The sequence below is a fragment of the Vibrio sp. CB1-5 genome, from assembly GCF_059412285.1.
The window spans coordinates 40766-57215 of the sequence record NZ_JBJHPB010000020.1 but is presented as its reverse complement, the minus strand read 5'-3'; the positions used below and the strand labels follow the sequence as shown (position 1 = coordinate 57215).

Sequence of the window (16450 nt, the reverse complement as noted above, 5' to 3'; positions counted from 1 at the left end):
AATAACCACTATGGATGAGTATAGCGGCATGCGAACTTCCAAGCTAGCTAAAGCAACAAGTTGGACATATTTTATTTAATCGCATGCCATATATCGTTCATCAGTATTGTTGGTCGATAACAAGATCAACAGTATCACCAAGGGCCGCTGGCTGGCTCTCACCAAACCAATCACCATCGCGTGTTGCGACATTACCATCACTGTCTATTCGGGCTCTAACAATCAAACCATCAAGGCTGGATAACTTACGACCCTGCATCATGCTGTTGTTGTCATCCAGGACGACAGTGCGTGGGAATGTTCCTAAAGGGTATCGAGCAGCGGCTACTGGCATTGGAGAGCCATCTGCCGGGTGCACAGACACAATCAGCGCAGCATCTTGAGGAAAGCTCGCTTGTGGTGACACAGTAATCGTCACAGCCACAGACTTACCTTCAACAATTGGCTCACCCATTTTGGCTTGGGCATTTTCAATACTGCGAGTCAACATTTCATAGCGGCTATCGTCAGGGCCAATCATGCGCTGCATAACAGACCAGTAACGAACGGCTGCTGGGTAGTCTTGACGCTCGAAAGCATCAAACGCGAGAAGTGAAAGTACGCGTAAATCAACGTACTCTTCTTTCAGTAGACTGTTCAGAAGACCTCGAGCTTGATTCTGCTCTAGCTCGTCTTGTGACATCATCAAGGCTTGCGCATAACCCAGCTTCACATCTGAATCATTTGGCTCAAGACGGTAGGCCTTTTCCATCGCATCTGTCGCTGTTGTCACGTCGCGGTTAGCCAGTGCAATACGACCAAGTAACAGCCAACCTGTTGAATCATCGGGTTGATAATGCAAACGAGTACGAAGCGCTAATGTTAAGTCTTGCATTTCGTCTTCTGTCATTGGCTCGGCAGACTCGCCCATCAGGCGCTTAGAAAGCTCTGGCAAACGACCAGACACCTCTTGCCATTGTTGAACTTTACCAGCGCCACCGAAATGCATGTACAGCCCGTAAGTCATCACGACAACCAGTACCACTGAAGGCACAAGAATCGTCATTGGCGATAAAGACGTTTTCTTTGTCTCCGCTTGATTTGGAATGTCATCAAGAAGTGATTGCTTAAGATCGTCAATCAGGTCTTGTTGGTTTTCAACCAAGCCTTCATTTGTTTCTTCTTCTAGCTCAGTAAGGCGATCTTTATAGAAAGCCTTGTTTAGCTCGTCACGAAGTTGTTCATCATTATTCGCTTTCTTGCTGTTTAGCGTCAGAGCCAACAGTACAATAGCAACGACGACAAGAACGACTGTTGATATCCAAAATAGTGTCATTACTGCTTATCTCCAGTCTCTTTGTCATCGAGTAAAGCCTTTAATTTGGCCTCTTTGTCATCACTCCACTGCTCACTTTTCTGGGCTTTCTGAATGCGATTGTTGCGGCTTCGTACCACAATTAATCCAAAGCCAAGCACGATAACAAACAGCGGCCCCAGCCAAAGAGTCGACGTTGCGAGCGTTAATGGCGGGTTGTAGGTTACGAAGTTGCCGTAACGAGCAATCATGTAATCAACGATTTCTTGCTTCGATTTGCCCTCTTTCGTCATCTCATACACTTTCTGACGCAAATCTTGCGCGAGTTCAGCGTTTGAGTCACCAATCGTGTTGTTTTGACACTTAGGGCAACGCAATGTATGACTCAGCTCCTTAAACTGATTCTCCTGCTCTAGGGAATCAAACTCATGGATCTCGATGGTTGCATTTACCGCAAATGCCAAGGCTAAGCTTGAAGCCAGTGCAACTATCCACTTTTTCATTGCTTCGCCTCCTCTAACATCTGCTGATACAACGGCTGAAGTTTTTCACTCCAGTTTTGCAAGTTAACATCACCGACATGGCGATAGCGAATGACACCATTCGCATCGATAAGAAACGTCTCAGGCGCTCCGTATACGCCAAGATCCAGTCCAAGCATACCGTCACCATCGAAGAGGCTGATTAGGTATGGGTTACCAAGCTCGTTTAGCCACTGAGTCGCTTTATTACGCTGGTCTTTGTAGTTAAGGCCTATGATTTTCACACCATTTGCAGCCAGCTCATTGAGATATTGGTGCTCGGCATAACAGGTTGGACACCAAGTCGCCCATACATTAAGAAGTAGAGGCTCACCTGTGAATACCGCTTGGTCATACAGCTTGCCAGGTTCCGCCAAATCTTCCAGACGAAACTGGGGTACCTGTTTGCCAATTAACACCGATTCTAGTTTAGTAGGATCGTCACCCGCTTGGTTACGACCTAACTGCACGGCAAACACCGCGACTAAGATTAGAAAGGCGACTAACGGAATAAACAAAATCTTCTTATTCATTATGCCTCTCCCTGCGTTTTATCAGTTTTTCTAAAACGATAACGTTTGTCGCTGATTGCCAGCGCACCACCAATTGACATCATGATGGCACCAAACCAAATCCAACGTACGAATGGTTTATGGTAGATGCGTACTGCCCATGACTTACCGTCATCCAGACGCTCGCCCATTGCGATGTAAAGGTCGCGAGTGACGCCGCGGTCGATCGCCGCTTCCGTCATCATCGACTTCGCCGTGCGATAGAAACGTTTTTCTGCGTGCAATGTGTTGATGTACTTACCATCTTTGGTGATTTCAAAGTCAGCAATGTAACCATCGTAGTTAGGGCCATCTTTATCACGTACACCTTGGAAGTAGAAGCTGTAATCGTAAACTTGGTAGGTCTCACCCGGAGCCAAACGAACATCGCGTTCGATGCTGTAGATCTGCACCATAGCAATACCAATAATGCTGACTGCTAGACCCAAGTGACCAAGGATCATAGCCCAGTGACTGCGCGGTAGCTTCTTGACACCTTCCGCAAACGAATGGCGATGAGTTGCACGCTCGTACAGCTCAAAGCCGTGCATTGTAATGATCCAAGATGCCATCAGCCAACCAAGGAATGCCATGCCAGTGAAGTACTCGGCTAGAACAACCATCATCAATACAGAGAATGCCACCGAGATGATGCCCGATACGATCATAGGTTTAGCAAGTGTCGACAGTTTGTCACGCTTCCAGCGGATCAGTGGACCGATACCCAGTAGAAACGAGAATGGAATCATCAGCCATGCAAACAACATATCGAAGAAAGGCGCACCGATAGATACCGAGCCTAAGCCTATTTGTTTGTGTACTAGTGGCAACAATGTACCGACAAGTACCACAACCAACGCTGCCATCAACAGCACATTGTTACCAAGCAGTGCGTTTTCTCGCGATAGCAAATCGAAGTTGCCACGTGCACGCACAGAGGCGCCTTTTAGGGCGAATAACAACAACGAACCACCAATAACAAATACCAAGAAGCCAAGGATAAACATGCCGCGTGATGGATCAGAGGCGAACGCGTGAACCGATACTAAGATACCGGAACGAACTAAGAAGGTACCTAACAGACTTAAAGAGAACGCAGAGATCGCTAGCAATACCGTCCATGCTTTAAAGGTGCCGCGTTTTTCCGTCACTGCCAGCGAGTGCATCAGTGCCGTACCCGCAAGCCAAGGCATGAACGAGGCATTTTCTACTGGATCCCAGAACCACCAGCCACCCCAGCCAAGTTCGTAATACGCCCACCAAGAGCCAAGCGCGATACCCATAGTTAGGAATACCCATGCCGCTGTCGTCCAAGGACGAGACCAACGCGCCCACGCCGTATCAAGACGACCTGACATAAGTGAGGCAATAGCAAACGAGAACGCGACAGAGAACCCTACATAACCCATGTAGAGCATTGGTGGGTGGATGATCAATCCCGGATCTTGCAATAACGGGTTGAGGTCACGGCCATCGACAGGGAAGAAAGGCAACGTTCTTAGGAATGGGTTAGAGGTAACAATAATGAATAGTAGGAAACCGACTGTAATCATACCCATCACAGCAAGTACACGGGCGACAGATTCTTGTGGCATACCACGGCTAAATGTCGCTACAGCTACCGTCCATGCAGCTTGGATTAATACCCATAGCAGCAATGAACCTTCGTGTGCGCCCCAAACTGCGGTTAGGCGATAATACCAAGGTAACTGGGTATTCGAGTTATTCGCCACGTATTGCAATGTGAAATCATTGACGTAGAACGCCCATTCCAAGATAAGGAATGAAATAAGTAGCATGATGAACATACCCCAAGACAAAGGTCTTGCGGTATTCATCAGCATAGTATTGTTTCGAGAGGCACCAAACAGCGGCAAGATACTCAATAGCACAGACAAACTGAGCGAGAGTATCAGCGCAAAGTGGCCGATTTCAGCAATCATAGACCGCTTCCTTGTTTTTGTTCTTCAGAGTACTGGAGCGGCGCGTGGTTTTTTTTCATCGCCTCAGCAATTTCAGGTGGCATGTATTCTTCGTCGTGTTTAGCAAGAACCTCGAAAGCCTCGATTTTTGTCGGTTCAACCAGTACGCCCTGTGCAACAATACCCTGCCCTTCGCGGAATAAGTCCGGAAGAATGCCATCGTAAACAACAGTAACTTTCGGGCCAACATCGGCCAAGTCAAAGCTCACGCGCAGTGATTCAGAATCACGACTAACTGAACCTTCCACCACCATACCGCCAATTCTAAGGCGCTGGCCGATTTCAGGCTTCACGCCATTGTCTTTACCGTTCACCAACTCCGTCGGTGTGTAGAACAAATCCATGTTTTGGTTTAACGCATAGAGAATCAACCCAACCGTTGCACTGATGCCAACGAAAATGGCTAAAATAATGCCAAGCCTTTTCTTACGTCTTGGGGTCATAGTGTGTTCTCCATATTTTTTGCCGCATCGATGCGCGCTTGCCTATCGACTTTGGCTTGAACTTCTTTGAGCAATTTTTTCCCGCGTGACACGCTCGTCACCCAAAGAATCAACATAGCTAAGAAAGTAATACCGAAGGCACTCCACACATATCCTGCGTAGCCGCCCATGGCAAAAAAGTCACTCAAGGATTCAAAATGCATGGTGATTTACCCCTTCTGATTCGATTGCGCAGCTAAGGCAACCACCCATGGTCTGTGGCCCTCTTTACTGATGATTTCGTTACGCAGACGGATCATAGTCAGTGCACCGAAGAAAAACGCAAAGCCAAAAATATTTAACAACAACGGCCATAACATATCGCTAGATATCGATGGCTTGGCAAACTTAGTGATGGTGGCACCTTGGTGTAAGGTATTCCACCACTCCACTGAGAAGTGAATGATCGGCAAGTTAACCACGCCAACAATTGCTAGAATGCCCGCCGCTTTCGCCGCGGTTTTTTGATCATCGAACGCGTGGTAAAGAGCAATAACGCCAAGGTATAAAAACAATAAGATAAGCTCAGAGGTTAGGCGTGCATCCCATACCCACCATGCGCCCCACATTGGTTTACCCCATACCGCGCCAGTGAGAAGCGCAATAAAGGTAAACACCGCACCAATCGGCGCCATAGCAAGCGCCGCCATGCTAGAGAGCTTCAACTGCCATACTAGGCCTATGAAAGCAGCAATCGCCATCGACATATACACACCCATAGACCAAATAGCCGACGGCACGTGTATGTAGATGATCCTAAAGCTGTCACCCTGCTGATAATCGGCGGGCGCGTAAGCAAGCCCCCATACAGTACCGATTGACAAGCACAGCAGTGCGATCGTGGCAAACCATGGAAGCAATTTGCCACACAGCTGATAAGTGGTTTCGGGTTTGGCGTAAGGATGAAGCCATTTCCACATAGTGTTTCTCACTCTTTGACGACATTTTTCCCATTGCTTTAGGCGCTTGCATTCGCTCTATGCAATGATATTAGCGTTATTATTTTAGTTGACGCTGACTCTCAAGGCTGCGCTGATAGCGAACGGAGTCAACGTCATTGCGCCCACCAGCATAGCGGCGAGCAAAGCTAGCTGACCATTATACGCAACCCCCAAGGAAGCAGCATCAATCGCCGACGTAGCAAATATTAGAATTGGGATGTAAAGCGGAAGTACCAGTAGACTGAGTAATACCCCACCTTTTTGTAACCCTACAGTCAAAGCGACCCCAATAGCTCCAATAAAACTCAGTGTTGGCGTCCCCACCAACAAGGTCAGGACCACAGCAATCCACGTGTTACTGTCAAGGGACAGCAAAATGGCCAAAAGCGGACTGATGATGATCAAAGGCAATCCCGTCAGCAGCCAATGTGCAATGATCTTTGCCATCACCACTAACTGAAGTGGAATTGGCATTAACATCATCTGCTCCAAAGAGCCATCCTGAAAGTCATCTTTAAACAGTCGCTCGAGAGACAACAACGCTGACAGCAGCGCGGCTACCCAAACAATTCCTGCTGAAATTCGCGCTAATAGATTGGGCTCGGGACCAATACTCAGCGGAAATAGCGTAATCACTATGATAAAAAACCAAAGTGGGTTGAAAATATCCGCTTGACGACGAAATGCAATCAGCAGTTCACGGCGAACAATTTTCATCATGGAAGACAACATCATCGATCAAGCTCCCAAGGTAATCTTTTTAAGTTTCGGGTTGTCACTGAACATGTCTTGGTGCGTGGTGAGTAACACAATCCCACCGTTGTTTGCATGCTCCAAGAACAAGTTTTCCAGTACTTTTACCCCTTGCTTATCAATCGCAGTCAGTGGCTCATCAAGGATCCACAACATTTGCTCGCTTAACCACAATCTTGCTAACGCCACACGGCGCTGCTGACCAGCGGAAAGCTGGGCTACAGGCACGTCTTCACGGCCAGCAAGTCCAACTTGCGTTAGCGCTGTAAAAATCTGTTGGTCCGAAGTGAGAGGTGCGTGTATCGATTGATAAAATCTAAGGTTCTCAAACGCAGTAAGGTCGCGCTTTACGCCAGTTTGGTGACCAAGAAACAATAGTGATTGGTGGAAGTCTTCACGATTGGACTGGATAGACTCACCATTCCATTTGATGTGCCCTTCCTCTTTATCTCCCAATCCCGCAACGATACGCATTAGGGTGGTTTTACCGGTCCCGTTGCGACCTTCAATCTGAACGAGATCCCCGCTTTGTAACGAAAATGATAAATTTTCGAACAGTACACGCTCATCTCGAATCGCGGTTAAATTTGTAACTTCTAACATTCAATTAAACACTGGTTCGACTGGGCGTTCATCTTACCATAGCTACTTATGCGTGAAAGTGTAATGTTTAAATCGGCTTCACGAAACTTAGTAATAAACAATAAATTACTGTTCTTCAACTGAAATAACTACCCATAAAGTAGTACATACTGACACAAAACTTCACATTCGGACGCATGATAGGATACCAGACTGCATACAGTCGGCTAACTGGAAAGAGTAAGAGAGTGTTACGATTGTTATTAAGATATTTTCAGGGCGTCAATTAAGCATTAACACCCTGTGAATGGAGTGATCGTCTAGCGAGGTCGTTTTTGTGGCGAATAGTTCGTGGCTGGACGGCGTGGAGATTGGGTACGCTCTTTGTGAAGTGGCGGCACCTTCTCTTTACCCGCTATCTTTTTTTGCAAAGAAAGCATCAGTTCAGCTTCGGCCTTAGGCAGTTCACACTCCTCGATAAGCTCGTTGATGTCGGCACCCAATCGAACCATTTTATTGGCTCGGGTATATAAGCGACCATCATTATCAACGTTCTCAAGCTCAATGATACGTTCGGTAAGGTGGACGATGATTTCCTCCTGTTCGGAAACCTTTTGTCCAAGCCCTACTAACACGGAGCGAACTTCAAGTAGCTGCTTATTGCACTTCTCGACTTCTTTTTCTAGTGATCGCTTTTGTTGTCGTGCGTGTGCCTTGTGCATGTTTAATCCACGATGCACTTTCACCAACCAAACGAAAAGGACAACGACAATCGCCACCCCTCCCCAAAGAAGAGGTGACGTTAAAGACACAGCATCAAACATTATAGGTAAGCCATCTCATCCCACTCATCTTCAGAGAGCAGTTTGTTTAGGTCAACAAGGATAAGCAGTTTGCCATCACGGTTGCTTACGCCTTGGATAAACTTCGCACTTTCGTCAGTACCGACGCTTGGTGTGGTATCAATTTCAGACGAACGTAGATATACCACTTCTGCAACGCTATCCACCAAGATACCAATCACTTGGCGCTCAGACTCAATCACGATAATACGTGTATTGTCGGTGATTTCACCTTGCATTAGACCAAAGCGAGAACGAGTGTCGATGACCGTCACAACGTTACCACGAAGGTTAATAATACCTAGCACATAATCTGGCGCACCCGGTACTGGAGCGATTTCAGTGTAACGCAGTACTTCACGCACTTGCATTACGTTGATGCCGTAGGTTTCTTCTTCTAGTTGAAACGTGACCCATTGAAGAACTTCATCATTCGACTGTTCTTTTCTTAGTTCAACATCCATCGTTTGAGACATAGTCTTCCTCTCAATTTCATTCTGATCAACGACGCGCTGCGTCGTTTGACATCAAATTATTCAATCACTGTACTGATTTAACATCTAATCCAGCGTTAAGCATATCAATTAGTTCAGACACATGAACCAGCGCACACATTTGCTGCTTCACCATGCCTGCAAGCCACGGCCTTTTACCTGCTTTCTCACGCCAACGAACGGCGACTGGCTGGAGTTGTTCCGTGCCTTTTAGCTCAGTGGCAGCAAGTCCCCAATTACTCTCGCCGAGCATGACAATGTATTGGTAGTCTTCTTTATAACTGTCATCCTTGAGCACATCAGGCATCACCCACATCGCCGTATCAACGACATCAAGCTGGCTTTCACGACTTGATTGCAATCCCAAATACCAAGCAGGGCGTCCAATCAAATGGCTCAACTCACCAATCTGATGAATGCCACCAAGCTCGTCTAATGGCACCGCGAACGTCATCCCGCCAACGTCAAAGTAGAGCACTTGAAAGCTTTCGGTACGTTCGTTGTTTACCCAAGCTTTGTCAGCACCTCCGTCATTAGCGACATCAGGCTGAGTTTCAACCCCAACGCTTTCAGCCACTTCTATACTATCGGCGACTTCGACCGTCTCTTGAGCGTTGATTGGCGACTGTAGAGTATCAAGTTCATGCATTTCTGGCGCGTTAACAGCATCAGCCTCTAATGCTTCAACATCCCAGCCTTGGATTTCAGCGTCTCTCGCCTCATCTATTACTGGTTGTTCAAGGCTTGGCTCAGCTTGCGGTTCAATTTCAATGTCTACTTGCTGCTGAAGACCGCTGAACAGTTTTTCCAGATGTTGAAGATCTGGCTGCTCCGCAAAAGCTTCAAACTCCGCCTCCACCGACTGCTGCCCAGTTGGAGCAGCCTTCGTCAAAAGAGTATCATTCCGATCTGGCTCTGGCTCTGGCTCTGGCTCTGGCTCTGGCTCTGGCTCTGGCTCTGGCTCAACAGAAATATCTTCAAGCGCTTGCTCTTCGTCAAGCAATAACTCGTCTTGTTCTAAACCAAGCAGAGACGCAAAGTAATCATCCAGAGCCTTTTCACTTGAGAGCGGCGCAGTATCAGCTTTCATCTTGCGCTAGCCTCTCCAAGTAAATCAGCAATTGTTTATAGGCAAAGACACCTCGACTGCCTGCCGCAAAGTGTGATGCAGGTAAATGCTTCAAACTGGCATCGCGAAATTTAGTATCGATCGGTACAGCCGAACTCCACACCTGCGACGGGTAATCTTGTTTAAGTTGCGTCAAGGTTTGCAGCGATGCTCGCGTACGTTTGTCGTACATGGTTGGGACTATGGTGACCTTAAACGGGCGCTGACGCGACTTCTGCATAATCGCAAGTGTACGCACCATACGCTCCAAGCCTTTCATCGCTAAGAATTCTGTTTGGACAGGAATTAAAATACGATCACTTGCCGCCAGGGCATTCACCATCATGACCCCAAGAATAGGTGGGCAATCAATCAATACGTAATCGTAATCATCACGAATAGTCATTAGTGCGCGTTTGAGGATAAGTCCCATACCGCTACGATTACCCATCACTCGATCAAGTGTTGCCAGCGACATATGAGCAGGCAAAATGTCGATATTATCGATATTGGTATTGTGTATCAGCGGTTTTACTCGGCTATCGCTAAACTCTTTAAGCTGGAAAAGGTCAAATAGACTGTGTGACAGATGATCTGAATCCATGCCCAAGTAAGTAGTCAATGAAGCATGAGGATCGGTATCAATAAGCAATACGCGATTACCTTTTTGGCTCAAAAGCCCCGCCAACGTTACGGTAGTGGTCGTTTTTCCGACACCGCCTTTTTGGTTAGCAACACTCCATACGATCATGTTACGACCTCTTCAACTCAACCAAAATGCGTTCGGCAATACGATCAAGGGATAAATCTTCTGTGGAGATCCCTGCCTTAGCGACTGCTTGTGGCATACCGTAAACCACGCAAGACTCTTCATCTTGAGCCCAAACCGTCGAGCCAGCAGACTTCAGCATACGCGCACCTTCGCGACCATCAGCCCCCATTCCTGTCAGAACCATCGACAATACTTTGTCGTGATAAATCTTAGCCGCAGAGCCAAAGGTCACATCAACGCAAGGTTTGTAATTCATGCGTTCACCGCCATCAAGAATGCGGATTTTCGCACTCCCAGGGCGCCCTTCGATCATCATTTGCATACCGCCAGGAGCAAGATAAGCCACACCTGGTTGCAATACATCGCCATTGGCAGCCTCTTTCACCGTGATTTGACAAAGCGAGTTAAGCCTAGCCGCAAATGCTGCGGTAAAGGTCGCTGGCATGTGCTGAATCAGCAGAATGGGGTGAGGATAATTGCCTGGTAATTTAGTCAGGATTTTTTGCAGAGCAACTGGGCCGCCTGTAGACGTACCAATCGCCGTCAACTGATAGCTTTTGCCACTACTGCGAAAACGAGCAGCAGGTGCCGCCGATTTAGACGCTGACGCATCATCATTAGGGCGAGTGACTGCAGCTCTAGGCACAGCGCTTGGTGTTGATAAAGGTCTACGTACCGCCGTGCGTCTTAGTAACGCTCGGCGGCTAGCAATTTGTTGCACGCGCTGTTGCAGCAAGCTTACTGCTTCATCTTTATTTCGTGCAATGTCTTCAAACTTCTTCGGCAAGAAGTCCAACGCCCCAGCTTCTAGCGCATCCAGCGTGGCTTTAGCGCCTTCATGGGTCAATGAAGAAAACATCAAAATAGGGGTTGGTTGAGCGCTCATGATCTCACGGACGGCAGTAATACCATCCATGACGGGCATCTCAATGTCCATAGTGATCACGTCAGGCTTTAATGCCAGCGCTTTTTCTACCGCTTCTTTGCCATTAATGGCCACGTCGATAACTTCCAGACGTGGCGCGGCATTGATAATGTCGCTGACTCGGCGACGGAAGAAACTAGAGTCATCTACAACTAATACTTTTAACGACATAGACTTCCTTATCAGATACGCGATGCTGCAGCGTACTGTTTAAGTAAGTCTGGCACGTCAAGAATAAGCGCAATATGGCCGTCACTGGTGATCGTTGCTCCTGCCATACCTGGAGTACCTTGTAGCAAGCTATCGAGTGGCTTGATCACCACTTCTTCTTGACCAATCAAGGTATCAACAACAAAGCCAACGCGCTGACTACCGATTTGAACAATCACAACGTGACCATGGCCGGTACGCTGCTGAGCTCGACCTGCGTGTGGTGCTAGCCAGTCTTGCAAATAGAATAGCGGGATAGACTTATCACGAACGATAATCGTCAGCTGACCATCCACCACATTAGTGCGGCTTAAGTCTAAGTGGAAAATCTCATTCACACTCGCTAGAGGCAGTGCAAATGGGTTTTTACCAACGCCCACCATCAAGGTTGGCAAGATCGCTAAAGTAAGTGGTACTTTAATGGTGATCTTAGTGCCTTTGCCCAGTTCAGAGTCGATATCTATTGAGCCGTTTAGCGTATTAATGGCGGTTTTCACCACATCCATCCCTACACCACGCCCTGAGATATCAGAAATTTTCTCTTTACTTGAGAAGCCAGGCATAAAGATAAGGTTAAAGCACTCTTTATCAGTCAAGCGAGACGCAGCGTCTTCATCCATCATTCCGCGCTTAACCGCAATGCCGCGCAGTTTATCTGGGTCCATACCGCCACCGTCATCGATGATAGCGAGCTCAATATGGTCGCCTTCTTGCGATGCTGATAGGGTAATTTTACCGGTACGAGACTTACCTGTAGATTCGCGAACGTCTGGCATTTCAATGCCGTGGTCGACCGAGTTACGCACTAGGTGGATCAATGGATCCGCAAGCGCCTCAACTAGGTTCTTATCAAGATCCGTGTCTTCGCCTTGCATATCAAGCATGATGTCTTTATTCAGGCTACGTGCCAAATCACGAACAACACGAGGGAAGCGGCCGAAGACCTTTTTAATCGGTTGCATACGCGTTTTCATTACCGCGCCTTGCAAGTCTGCCGTAACAACATCGAGATTCGAGACAGCTTTCGACATCTCTTCATCGTTGCTGTTTAGACCTAAGCTCACCAAACGGTTACGGACTAATACCAGCTCACCAACCATGTTCATAATGGTATCGAGCGTCGATGTATCCACGCGCACGCTCGCTTCCGCTTGCGGTTTTTTCGGTGCCACAGCGGTCGCTTTTTTCTCAGCAGGTAGCGACTTTTCACTACCGCCTACATTAACAGGTGCAGCAGCAGGTGCCGTAGCCATTGACACAGCAACTGGAGCGACAGATTCAACTGGCTCAGCGCTTACAGACGCTTCATTCATAGAGGCAGGCTTAGTCGCAGCTTCAAGCTCATCAGGAGATGGGCCTTTACCAACTCCGTGTAGCTCATCGAGAAGCTTTTCAAACTCTTCGTCTGTCATCAAATCGCCACCGTCGTTAGACGAACTAGCAGTCGGTGACGCAACCGGTGCGGGTTTAGCCGCTTCAACAGGCGCAGATGCAACAGCGTCTCCCGCTGATGGGCCTTTTCCTACACCGTGTAGCTCATCAAGAAGCTTCTCAAACTCGTCGTCAGTGATATCTGATGAAGGCAAATCACTAGGCGCTGTAGCAGGGGTTTCAACCACAGTCATGGCTGGTTTAGCCGTTGCTTTTGTCGGGCTACCACCTTTACCGTGTAATTCATCCAACAGACGCTCAAATTCGTCTTGGGTAATATCGTCAATAGAGCCGCTTGCTGAGATCTCAGCCGCTGGCGCTTCCACAACAGGTTCTGGTGCTACCTCTACCACTGGTGGTGGAGGTGGAGCTGCCGCTTCGTCAGCAGACTCTGGGCTACTCAAACGATGAAGCTCTTCAAGCAATGCAGGATCGGCAGGGTCAATAGGTTCCATATTTTGAACCGACTGAAACTGAATATTTACCGTATCGAGCGCTTTTAGCATCGTATCCATTAAGCTGGCATTCACCGAACGCTGCCCGTTACGTAAGATATCGAACACGTTTTCAGCACCATGGCAAGTGTCGACCAGTTCAGTCAATGCCAAGAATCCGGCACCGCCTTTCACGGTATGAAAGCCTCTAAAGATCGCATTTAGCAAGTCTTTGTCGTCTGGATTATTTTCTAGTTCAACAAGTTGCTCGGAAAGTAACTCTAGGATCTCCCCCGCTTCCACAAGGAAGTCCTGAAGGATCTCTTCATCTAATTCGTAGCTCATAGTCACCCCTAAAACCCAAGACTTGACAATAAGTCATCAACTTCGTCTTGCGAAGCAACAGCATCGTCACGCTCATGAGGATTAATGATTGGTCCTTCAACGCCTGAGATCGCTTGCTTTGGTTTCGTTGTTATTGATTGTTGTTCGTCACTGAACACTTTCAAGATTTCTACCAAGCGCGTTTCCACTTCACTCACTAATGTGATGACGCGTCGGATGATCTGTCCAGTAAGGTCTTGAAAGTCCTGTGCCATAAGGATGTTGGTCAGTTGAGTACGCAGTTCGGTACTGTCCCCTTCCACCTGACTAAGTAAGTCATCAATGCGATGACACAGGTCTTTAAATTGTTGTAGCTCGAGCCGACCGTGCATCAGCTCGTTCCACTGAGGGCGTACTTGAGTCAAACACTCATGTAAGCTATCTGCCATCGGCAAACAGCGTTCCACCGCATCCATGGTTGTATTCGCTGAGACTTCGGTCTTGTTGATGACGTATTCAAGGCGATCACGCGCTTCTGGGATTTCATCAGTCGCGATCTCGTTAAGGCGAGTATCGTAACTAAACTCCGTCAATGCATCGTGTAGGTCACGGGTTAGCGCACCCACTTCTTGAAGCACTTTGCGCTCGCTGCCACCTTGAATCATCATGACCAGCTCGTCTGCTTCTTGTTGTTTGTCTTGTTCCAACAAATCAACAAGTTGCTTAGCTTGTTCCAATGAAATCATTCTGATATAGCCGTCTGCTATTTATGGCGTCTTATAAACGCTCAAAGATTTTATCTAGTTTTTCTTTTAGAGTTGCAGCCGTAAATGGTTTAACGATATAACCGTTTACACCCGCTTGCGCCGCTTCAATAATCTGCTCACGCTTAGCTTCCGCCGTGATCATAAGAACAGGCAAATGCTTTAACTCTTCATCGGCACGAATATGGCGCAGTAGATCAATACCTTGCATGCCTGGCATGTTCCAGTCAGTCACGACAAAGTCGAAATCGCCTTTCTTGAGCATTGGCAAAGCCGTCAAACCATCGTCGGCTTCTAGCGTGTTGCTAAAACCCAAGTCGCGCAAAAGGTTTTTAACGATACGGCGCATTGTTGAAAAGTCGTCAACAATCAAGATTTTCATGTTTTTATTCAAAGTTGCCTCCACTGAAAGCAAAATCAGTGTTTATTAATTATTATCGGTCCAAGCGCTAAGCTTGGTGCGAAGACGCTGCATGGATTGACTTAGTATTTGGCTAACGCGCGATTCGCTGACGCCCAGTACCTCACCTATCTCCTTCAAATTTAACTCTTCGTCATAATACAGCGATAACGTCAACGCTTCACGCTCTGGGAGCGATTTTATTGATTCTATTAACGCTTCGCGAAATGCATCATCTGCGACACCCTGAAAAGGTGAGTTATCTTCTTCATCTGCAACAGATACAGAGTCTTCAGAAACGCCAAGATCTTCAATACCAACAAGTTTTGAACAGTTAATATCTGACAAAGCCTTGTGATATTGCTCTAAGCTCATTCCCAAATGGTTGGCCACTTCCGTATCGGTTGGGTCACGGTTGAGCTCCACCTCCAATACCGAAATCGCCTGTGAAATATCACGGCTGTGTTTGTGTACCGAGCGCGGCACCCAATCACCACGACGAATGTCGTCTAGCATCGCACCTCGAATGCGAATGCCGGCGTAGGTTTCAAAGCTTGCACCTTTGCTACCGTCATAATTTTTTTGTGCTTCAATCAGGCCAATCATTCCAGCCTGAATCAAGTCTTCAACCAACACGTTTGGTGGTAAACGCCCAATAAGATGGTGAGCGATACGTTTCACCAATACTGAGTATTTCTCCAAGAAAGCTTGCTGACCACTTAAATTAGCATGCTGGTCATAGGTCAAAGCTTTATTCACCAAACGGTTCCTCTAATACTTGCGGTCTGTTGAGTAGCCTTTCGACAAAAAACTCCAAGTGGCCACTTGGCACTTTTGGTATGGGCCAAGTGAGCGCTTTATTTGCAAGCGAGCTCATCGCCAATGCCGCCGGTGAACGTGGAAATGCATCCACGACAATTTTTTGTCTCTTCACCGCTTGTCGCACTTTATCATCTAGAGGAATACACGCTACTAGCTCAAGGCTCACATTCAGGAATCGCTCTGTGACTAATGTCAATTTTGTGAACAATTCTCGGCCTTCACGGTAACTACGCACCATGTTAGCGACCACTTTAAAGCGTTGCACTTGGTGCTCGCGGCTCAGCAGTTTAATTAATGCATACGCATCAGTAATCGACGTTGGTTCATCACATACCACGACCACCACATCTTGTGCGGCACGAGAAAAACTCACCACCATGTCAGAGATACCGGCAGCCGTATCCACCAGCAGCACATCCATTTCCTCTTCCAAGCTACCAAAAGCTCGGATTAGGCCCATATGCTGCGCATGACTCAATTCCGTCATGCTTTGGGTTCCGGATGTCGCTGGAATAATCCTAATGCCATGTGGACCCTCGACGATAGCGTCTTTGAGCTCACATTCGCCAGCCAGTACGTGACCTAAGTTTTTCTTTGGTCTAATTCCTAACATGACATCGACGTTGGCAAGGCCCAAGTCGGCATCGAGTACCATGACTTTCTTACCTTGGCGCGCCATACAAATCGCTAAGCCCAGCGTTACGTTGGATTTACCCACGCCGCCTTTGCCACCGGTGACAGAGATTACTTTAGTTAAAGTAGGTTTAGTCAAACGTCTTAGGCCACTGGCCTGATCATGTATTGTGTTATTTGTCATT

19 protein-coding genes are annotated in these 16450 nt (G+C 47.4%); all 19 read right to left on the bottom strand.

Features of this window, described 5'->3' with window-relative positions; translation table 11 throughout:
• Window positions 1–100 precede the first annotated feature (100 nt).
• Window positions 101–1315, bottom strand: a complete 1215-nt coding sequence (ccmI, locus tag ACJB0T_RS14610; RefSeq protein ID WP_479290843.1) for a c-type cytochrome biogenesis protein CcmI — start codon at window positions 1313–1315, stop codon at window positions 101–103.
• A complete protein-coding gene (locus ACJB0T_RS14605) occupies window positions 1315–1797 on the bottom strand; it encodes a cytochrome c-type biogenesis protein (protein WP_479290844.1) in 483 nt (160 codons plus the stop codon). Before ACJB0T_RS14605 ends, ccmI begins: the two co-directional genes overlap by 1 nt.
• Window positions 1794–2348 (bottom strand): DsbE family thiol:disulfide interchange protein, encoded by a 555-nt coding sequence (locus ACJB0T_RS14600; protein ID WP_479290845.1) that lies wholly within the window; start codon window positions 2346–2348, stop codon window positions 1794–1796. Before ACJB0T_RS14600 ends, ACJB0T_RS14605 begins: the two co-directional genes overlap by 4 nt.
• Window positions 2348–4309 carry a heme lyase CcmF/NrfE family subunit gene (locus tag ACJB0T_RS14595; RefSeq protein WP_479290846.1) on the bottom strand — a complete coding sequence of 654 codons (1962 nt, stop codon included), beginning with the start codon at window positions 4307–4309 and terminating at the stop codon, window positions 2348–2350. Before ACJB0T_RS14595 ends, ACJB0T_RS14600 begins: the two co-directional genes overlap by 1 nt.
• Window positions 4306–4791 (bottom strand): cytochrome c maturation protein CcmE, encoded by a 486-nt coding sequence (gene ccmE, locus ACJB0T_RS14590; RefSeq protein WP_479290847.1) that lies wholly within the window; start codon window positions 4789–4791, stop codon window positions 4306–4308. Before ccmE ends, ACJB0T_RS14595 begins: the two co-directional genes overlap by 4 nt.
• Window positions 4788–4994 carry a heme exporter protein CcmD gene (ccmD, locus tag ACJB0T_RS14585; protein ID WP_112481018.1) on the bottom strand — a complete coding sequence of 69 codons (207 nt, stop codon included), beginning with the start codon at window positions 4992–4994 and terminating at the stop codon, window positions 4788–4790. Before ccmD ends, ccmE begins: the two co-directional genes overlap by 4 nt.
• Before the next feature lie 6 nt (window positions 4995–5000).
• Window positions 5001–5750, bottom strand: coding sequence for a heme ABC transporter permease (locus ACJB0T_RS14580; protein WP_479290848.1), 750 nt, complete (start codon window positions 5748–5750; stop codon window positions 5001–5003).
• A gap of 84 nt (window positions 5751–5834) precedes the next feature.
• A complete protein-coding gene (gene ccmB / locus ACJB0T_RS14575) occupies window positions 5835–6503 on the bottom strand; it encodes a heme exporter protein CcmB (RefSeq protein ID WP_042497161.1) in 669 nt (222 codons plus the stop codon).
• 6 nt (window positions 6504–6509) lie between these two features.
• On the bottom strand, window positions 6510–7127 hold the full coding sequence (gene ccmA, locus ACJB0T_RS14570) for a cytochrome c biogenesis heme-transporting ATPase CcmA (RefSeq protein WP_479290849.1): 618 nt from the start codon (window positions 7125–7127) through the stop codon (window positions 6510–6512).
• A gap of 299 nt (window positions 7128–7426) precedes the next feature.
• Window positions 7427–7930 (bottom strand): DUF2802 domain-containing protein, encoded by a 504-nt coding sequence (locus ACJB0T_RS14565; protein ID WP_479290850.1) that lies wholly within the window; start codon window positions 7928–7930, stop codon window positions 7427–7429.
• Window positions 7930–8424: a chemotaxis protein CheW gene (locus ACJB0T_RS14560; protein WP_042478487.1), complete on the bottom strand. Its 495-nt coding sequence runs from the start codon at window positions 8422–8424 to the stop codon at window positions 7930–7932. The genes ACJB0T_RS14565 and ACJB0T_RS14560 overlap by 1 nt, the downstream gene beginning before the upstream one ends.
• Window positions 8425–8488: 64 nt before the next feature.
• Entirely contained in the window at window positions 8489–9532 is a 1044-nt protein-coding gene (locus tag ACJB0T_RS14555; RefSeq protein ID WP_495292921.1) for a chemotaxis protein CheW, read from the bottom strand.
• Entirely contained in the window at window positions 9522–10301 is a 780-nt protein-coding gene (locus tag ACJB0T_RS14550; protein WP_112461816.1) for an AAA family ATPase, read from the bottom strand. Before ACJB0T_RS14550 ends, ACJB0T_RS14555 begins: the two co-directional genes overlap by 11 nt.
• A 1-nt stretch (window position 10302) precedes the next feature.
• Entirely contained in the window at window positions 10303–11418 is a 1116-nt protein-coding gene (locus ACJB0T_RS14545; protein WP_479290852.1) for a protein-glutamate methylesterase/protein-glutamine glutaminase, read from the bottom strand.
• A gap of 11 nt (window positions 11419–11429) precedes the next feature.
• Window positions 11430–13667: a chemotaxis protein CheA gene (locus tag ACJB0T_RS14540; protein WP_479290853.1), complete on the bottom strand. Its 2238-nt coding sequence runs from the start codon at window positions 13665–13667 to the stop codon at window positions 11430–11432.
• 8 nt (window positions 13668–13675) lie between these two features.
• Window positions 13676–14392, bottom strand: a complete 717-nt coding sequence (locus ACJB0T_RS14535; RefSeq protein WP_479290854.1) for a protein phosphatase CheZ — start codon at window positions 14390–14392, stop codon at window positions 13676–13678.
• Window positions 14393–14423: 31 nt separating this feature from the next.
• Window positions 14424–14792: a chemotaxis response regulator CheY gene (gene cheY / locus ACJB0T_RS14530; RefSeq protein ID WP_006069980.1), complete on the bottom strand. Its 369-nt coding sequence runs from the start codon at window positions 14790–14792 to the stop codon at window positions 14424–14426.
• 45 nt (window positions 14793–14837) lie between these two features.
• Window positions 14838–15569 carry an RNA polymerase sigma factor FliA gene (locus ACJB0T_RS14525; protein WP_042497047.1) on the bottom strand — a complete coding sequence of 244 codons (732 nt, stop codon included), beginning with the start codon at window positions 15567–15569 and terminating at the stop codon, window positions 14838–14840.
• Entirely contained in the window at window positions 15562–16449 is an 888-nt protein-coding gene (locus tag ACJB0T_RS14520) for a MinD/ParA family protein (RefSeq protein ID WP_479290855.1), read from the bottom strand. Before ACJB0T_RS14520 ends, ACJB0T_RS14525 begins: the two co-directional genes overlap by 8 nt.
• Window position 16450: the final 1 nt, after the last annotated feature.

Excerpts from the sequence above, each read along its gene's own strand:
- ccmI (WP_479290843.1), bottom strand. The coding sequence starts at position 1,315 with ATGACACTATTTTGGATATCAACAGTCGTTCTTGTCGTCGTTGCTATT.
- ACJB0T_RS14605 (WP_479290844.1), bottom strand. The coding sequence starts at position 1,797 with ATGAAAAAGTGGATAGTTGCACTGGCTTCAAGCTTAGCCTTGGCATTT.
- ACJB0T_RS14600 (WP_479290845.1), bottom strand. The coding sequence starts at position 2,348 with ATGAATAAGAAGATTTTGTTTATTCCGTTAGTCGCCTTTCTAATCTTA.
- ACJB0T_RS14595 (WP_479290846.1), bottom strand. The coding sequence starts at position 4,309 with ATGATTGCTGAAATCGGCCACTTTGCGCTGATACTCTCGCTCAGTTTG.
- ccmE (WP_479290847.1), bottom strand. The coding sequence starts at position 4,791 with ATGACCCCAAGACGTAAGAAAAGGCTTGGCATTATTTTAGCCATTTTC.
- ccmD (WP_112481018.1), bottom strand. The coding sequence starts at position 4,994 with ATGCATTTTGAATCCTTGAGTGACTTTTTTGCCATGGGCGGCTACGCA.
- ACJB0T_RS14580 (WP_479290848.1), bottom strand. The coding sequence starts at position 5,750 with ATGTGGAAATGGCTTCATCCTTACGCCAAACCCGAAACCACTTATCAG.
- ccmB (WP_042497161.1), bottom strand. The coding sequence starts at position 6,503 with ATGTTGTCTTCCATGATGAAAATTGTTCGCCGTGAACTGCTGATTGCA.
- ccmA (WP_479290849.1), bottom strand. The coding sequence starts at position 7,127 with ATGTTAGAAGTTACAAATTTAACCGCGATTCGAGATGAGCGTGTACTG.
- ACJB0T_RS14565 (WP_479290850.1), bottom strand. The coding sequence starts at position 7,930 with ATGTTTGATGCTGTGTCTTTAACGTCACCTCTTCTTTGGGGAGGGGTG.
- ACJB0T_RS14560 (WP_042478487.1), bottom strand. The coding sequence starts at position 8,424 with ATGTCTCAAACGATGGATGTTGAACTAAGAAAAGAACAGTCGAATGAT.
- ACJB0T_RS14555 (WP_495292921.1), bottom strand. The coding sequence starts at position 9,532 with ATGAAAGCTGATACTGCGCCGCTCTCAAGTGAAAAGGCTCTGGATGAT.
- ACJB0T_RS14550 (WP_112461816.1), bottom strand. The coding sequence starts at position 10,301 with ATGATCGTATGGAGTGTTGCTAACCAAAAAGGCGGTGTCGGAAAAACG.
- ACJB0T_RS14545 (WP_479290852.1), bottom strand. The coding sequence starts at position 11,418 with ATGTCGTTAAAAGTATTAGTTGTAGATGACTCTAGTTTCTTCCGTCGC.
- ACJB0T_RS14540 (WP_479290853.1), bottom strand. The coding sequence starts at position 13,667 with ATGAGCTACGAATTAGATGAAGAGATCCTTCAGGACTTCCTTGTGGAA.
- ACJB0T_RS14535 (WP_479290854.1), bottom strand. The coding sequence starts at position 14,392 with ATGATTTCATTGGAACAAGCTAAGCAACTTGTTGATTTGTTGGAACAA.
- cheY (WP_006069980.1), bottom strand. The coding sequence starts at position 14,792 with ATGAAAATCTTGATTGTTGACGACTTTTCAACAATGCGCCGTATCGTT.
- ACJB0T_RS14520 (WP_479290855.1), bottom strand. The coding sequence starts at position 16,449 with ATGACAAATAACACAATACATGATCAGGCCAGTGGCCTAAGACGTTTG.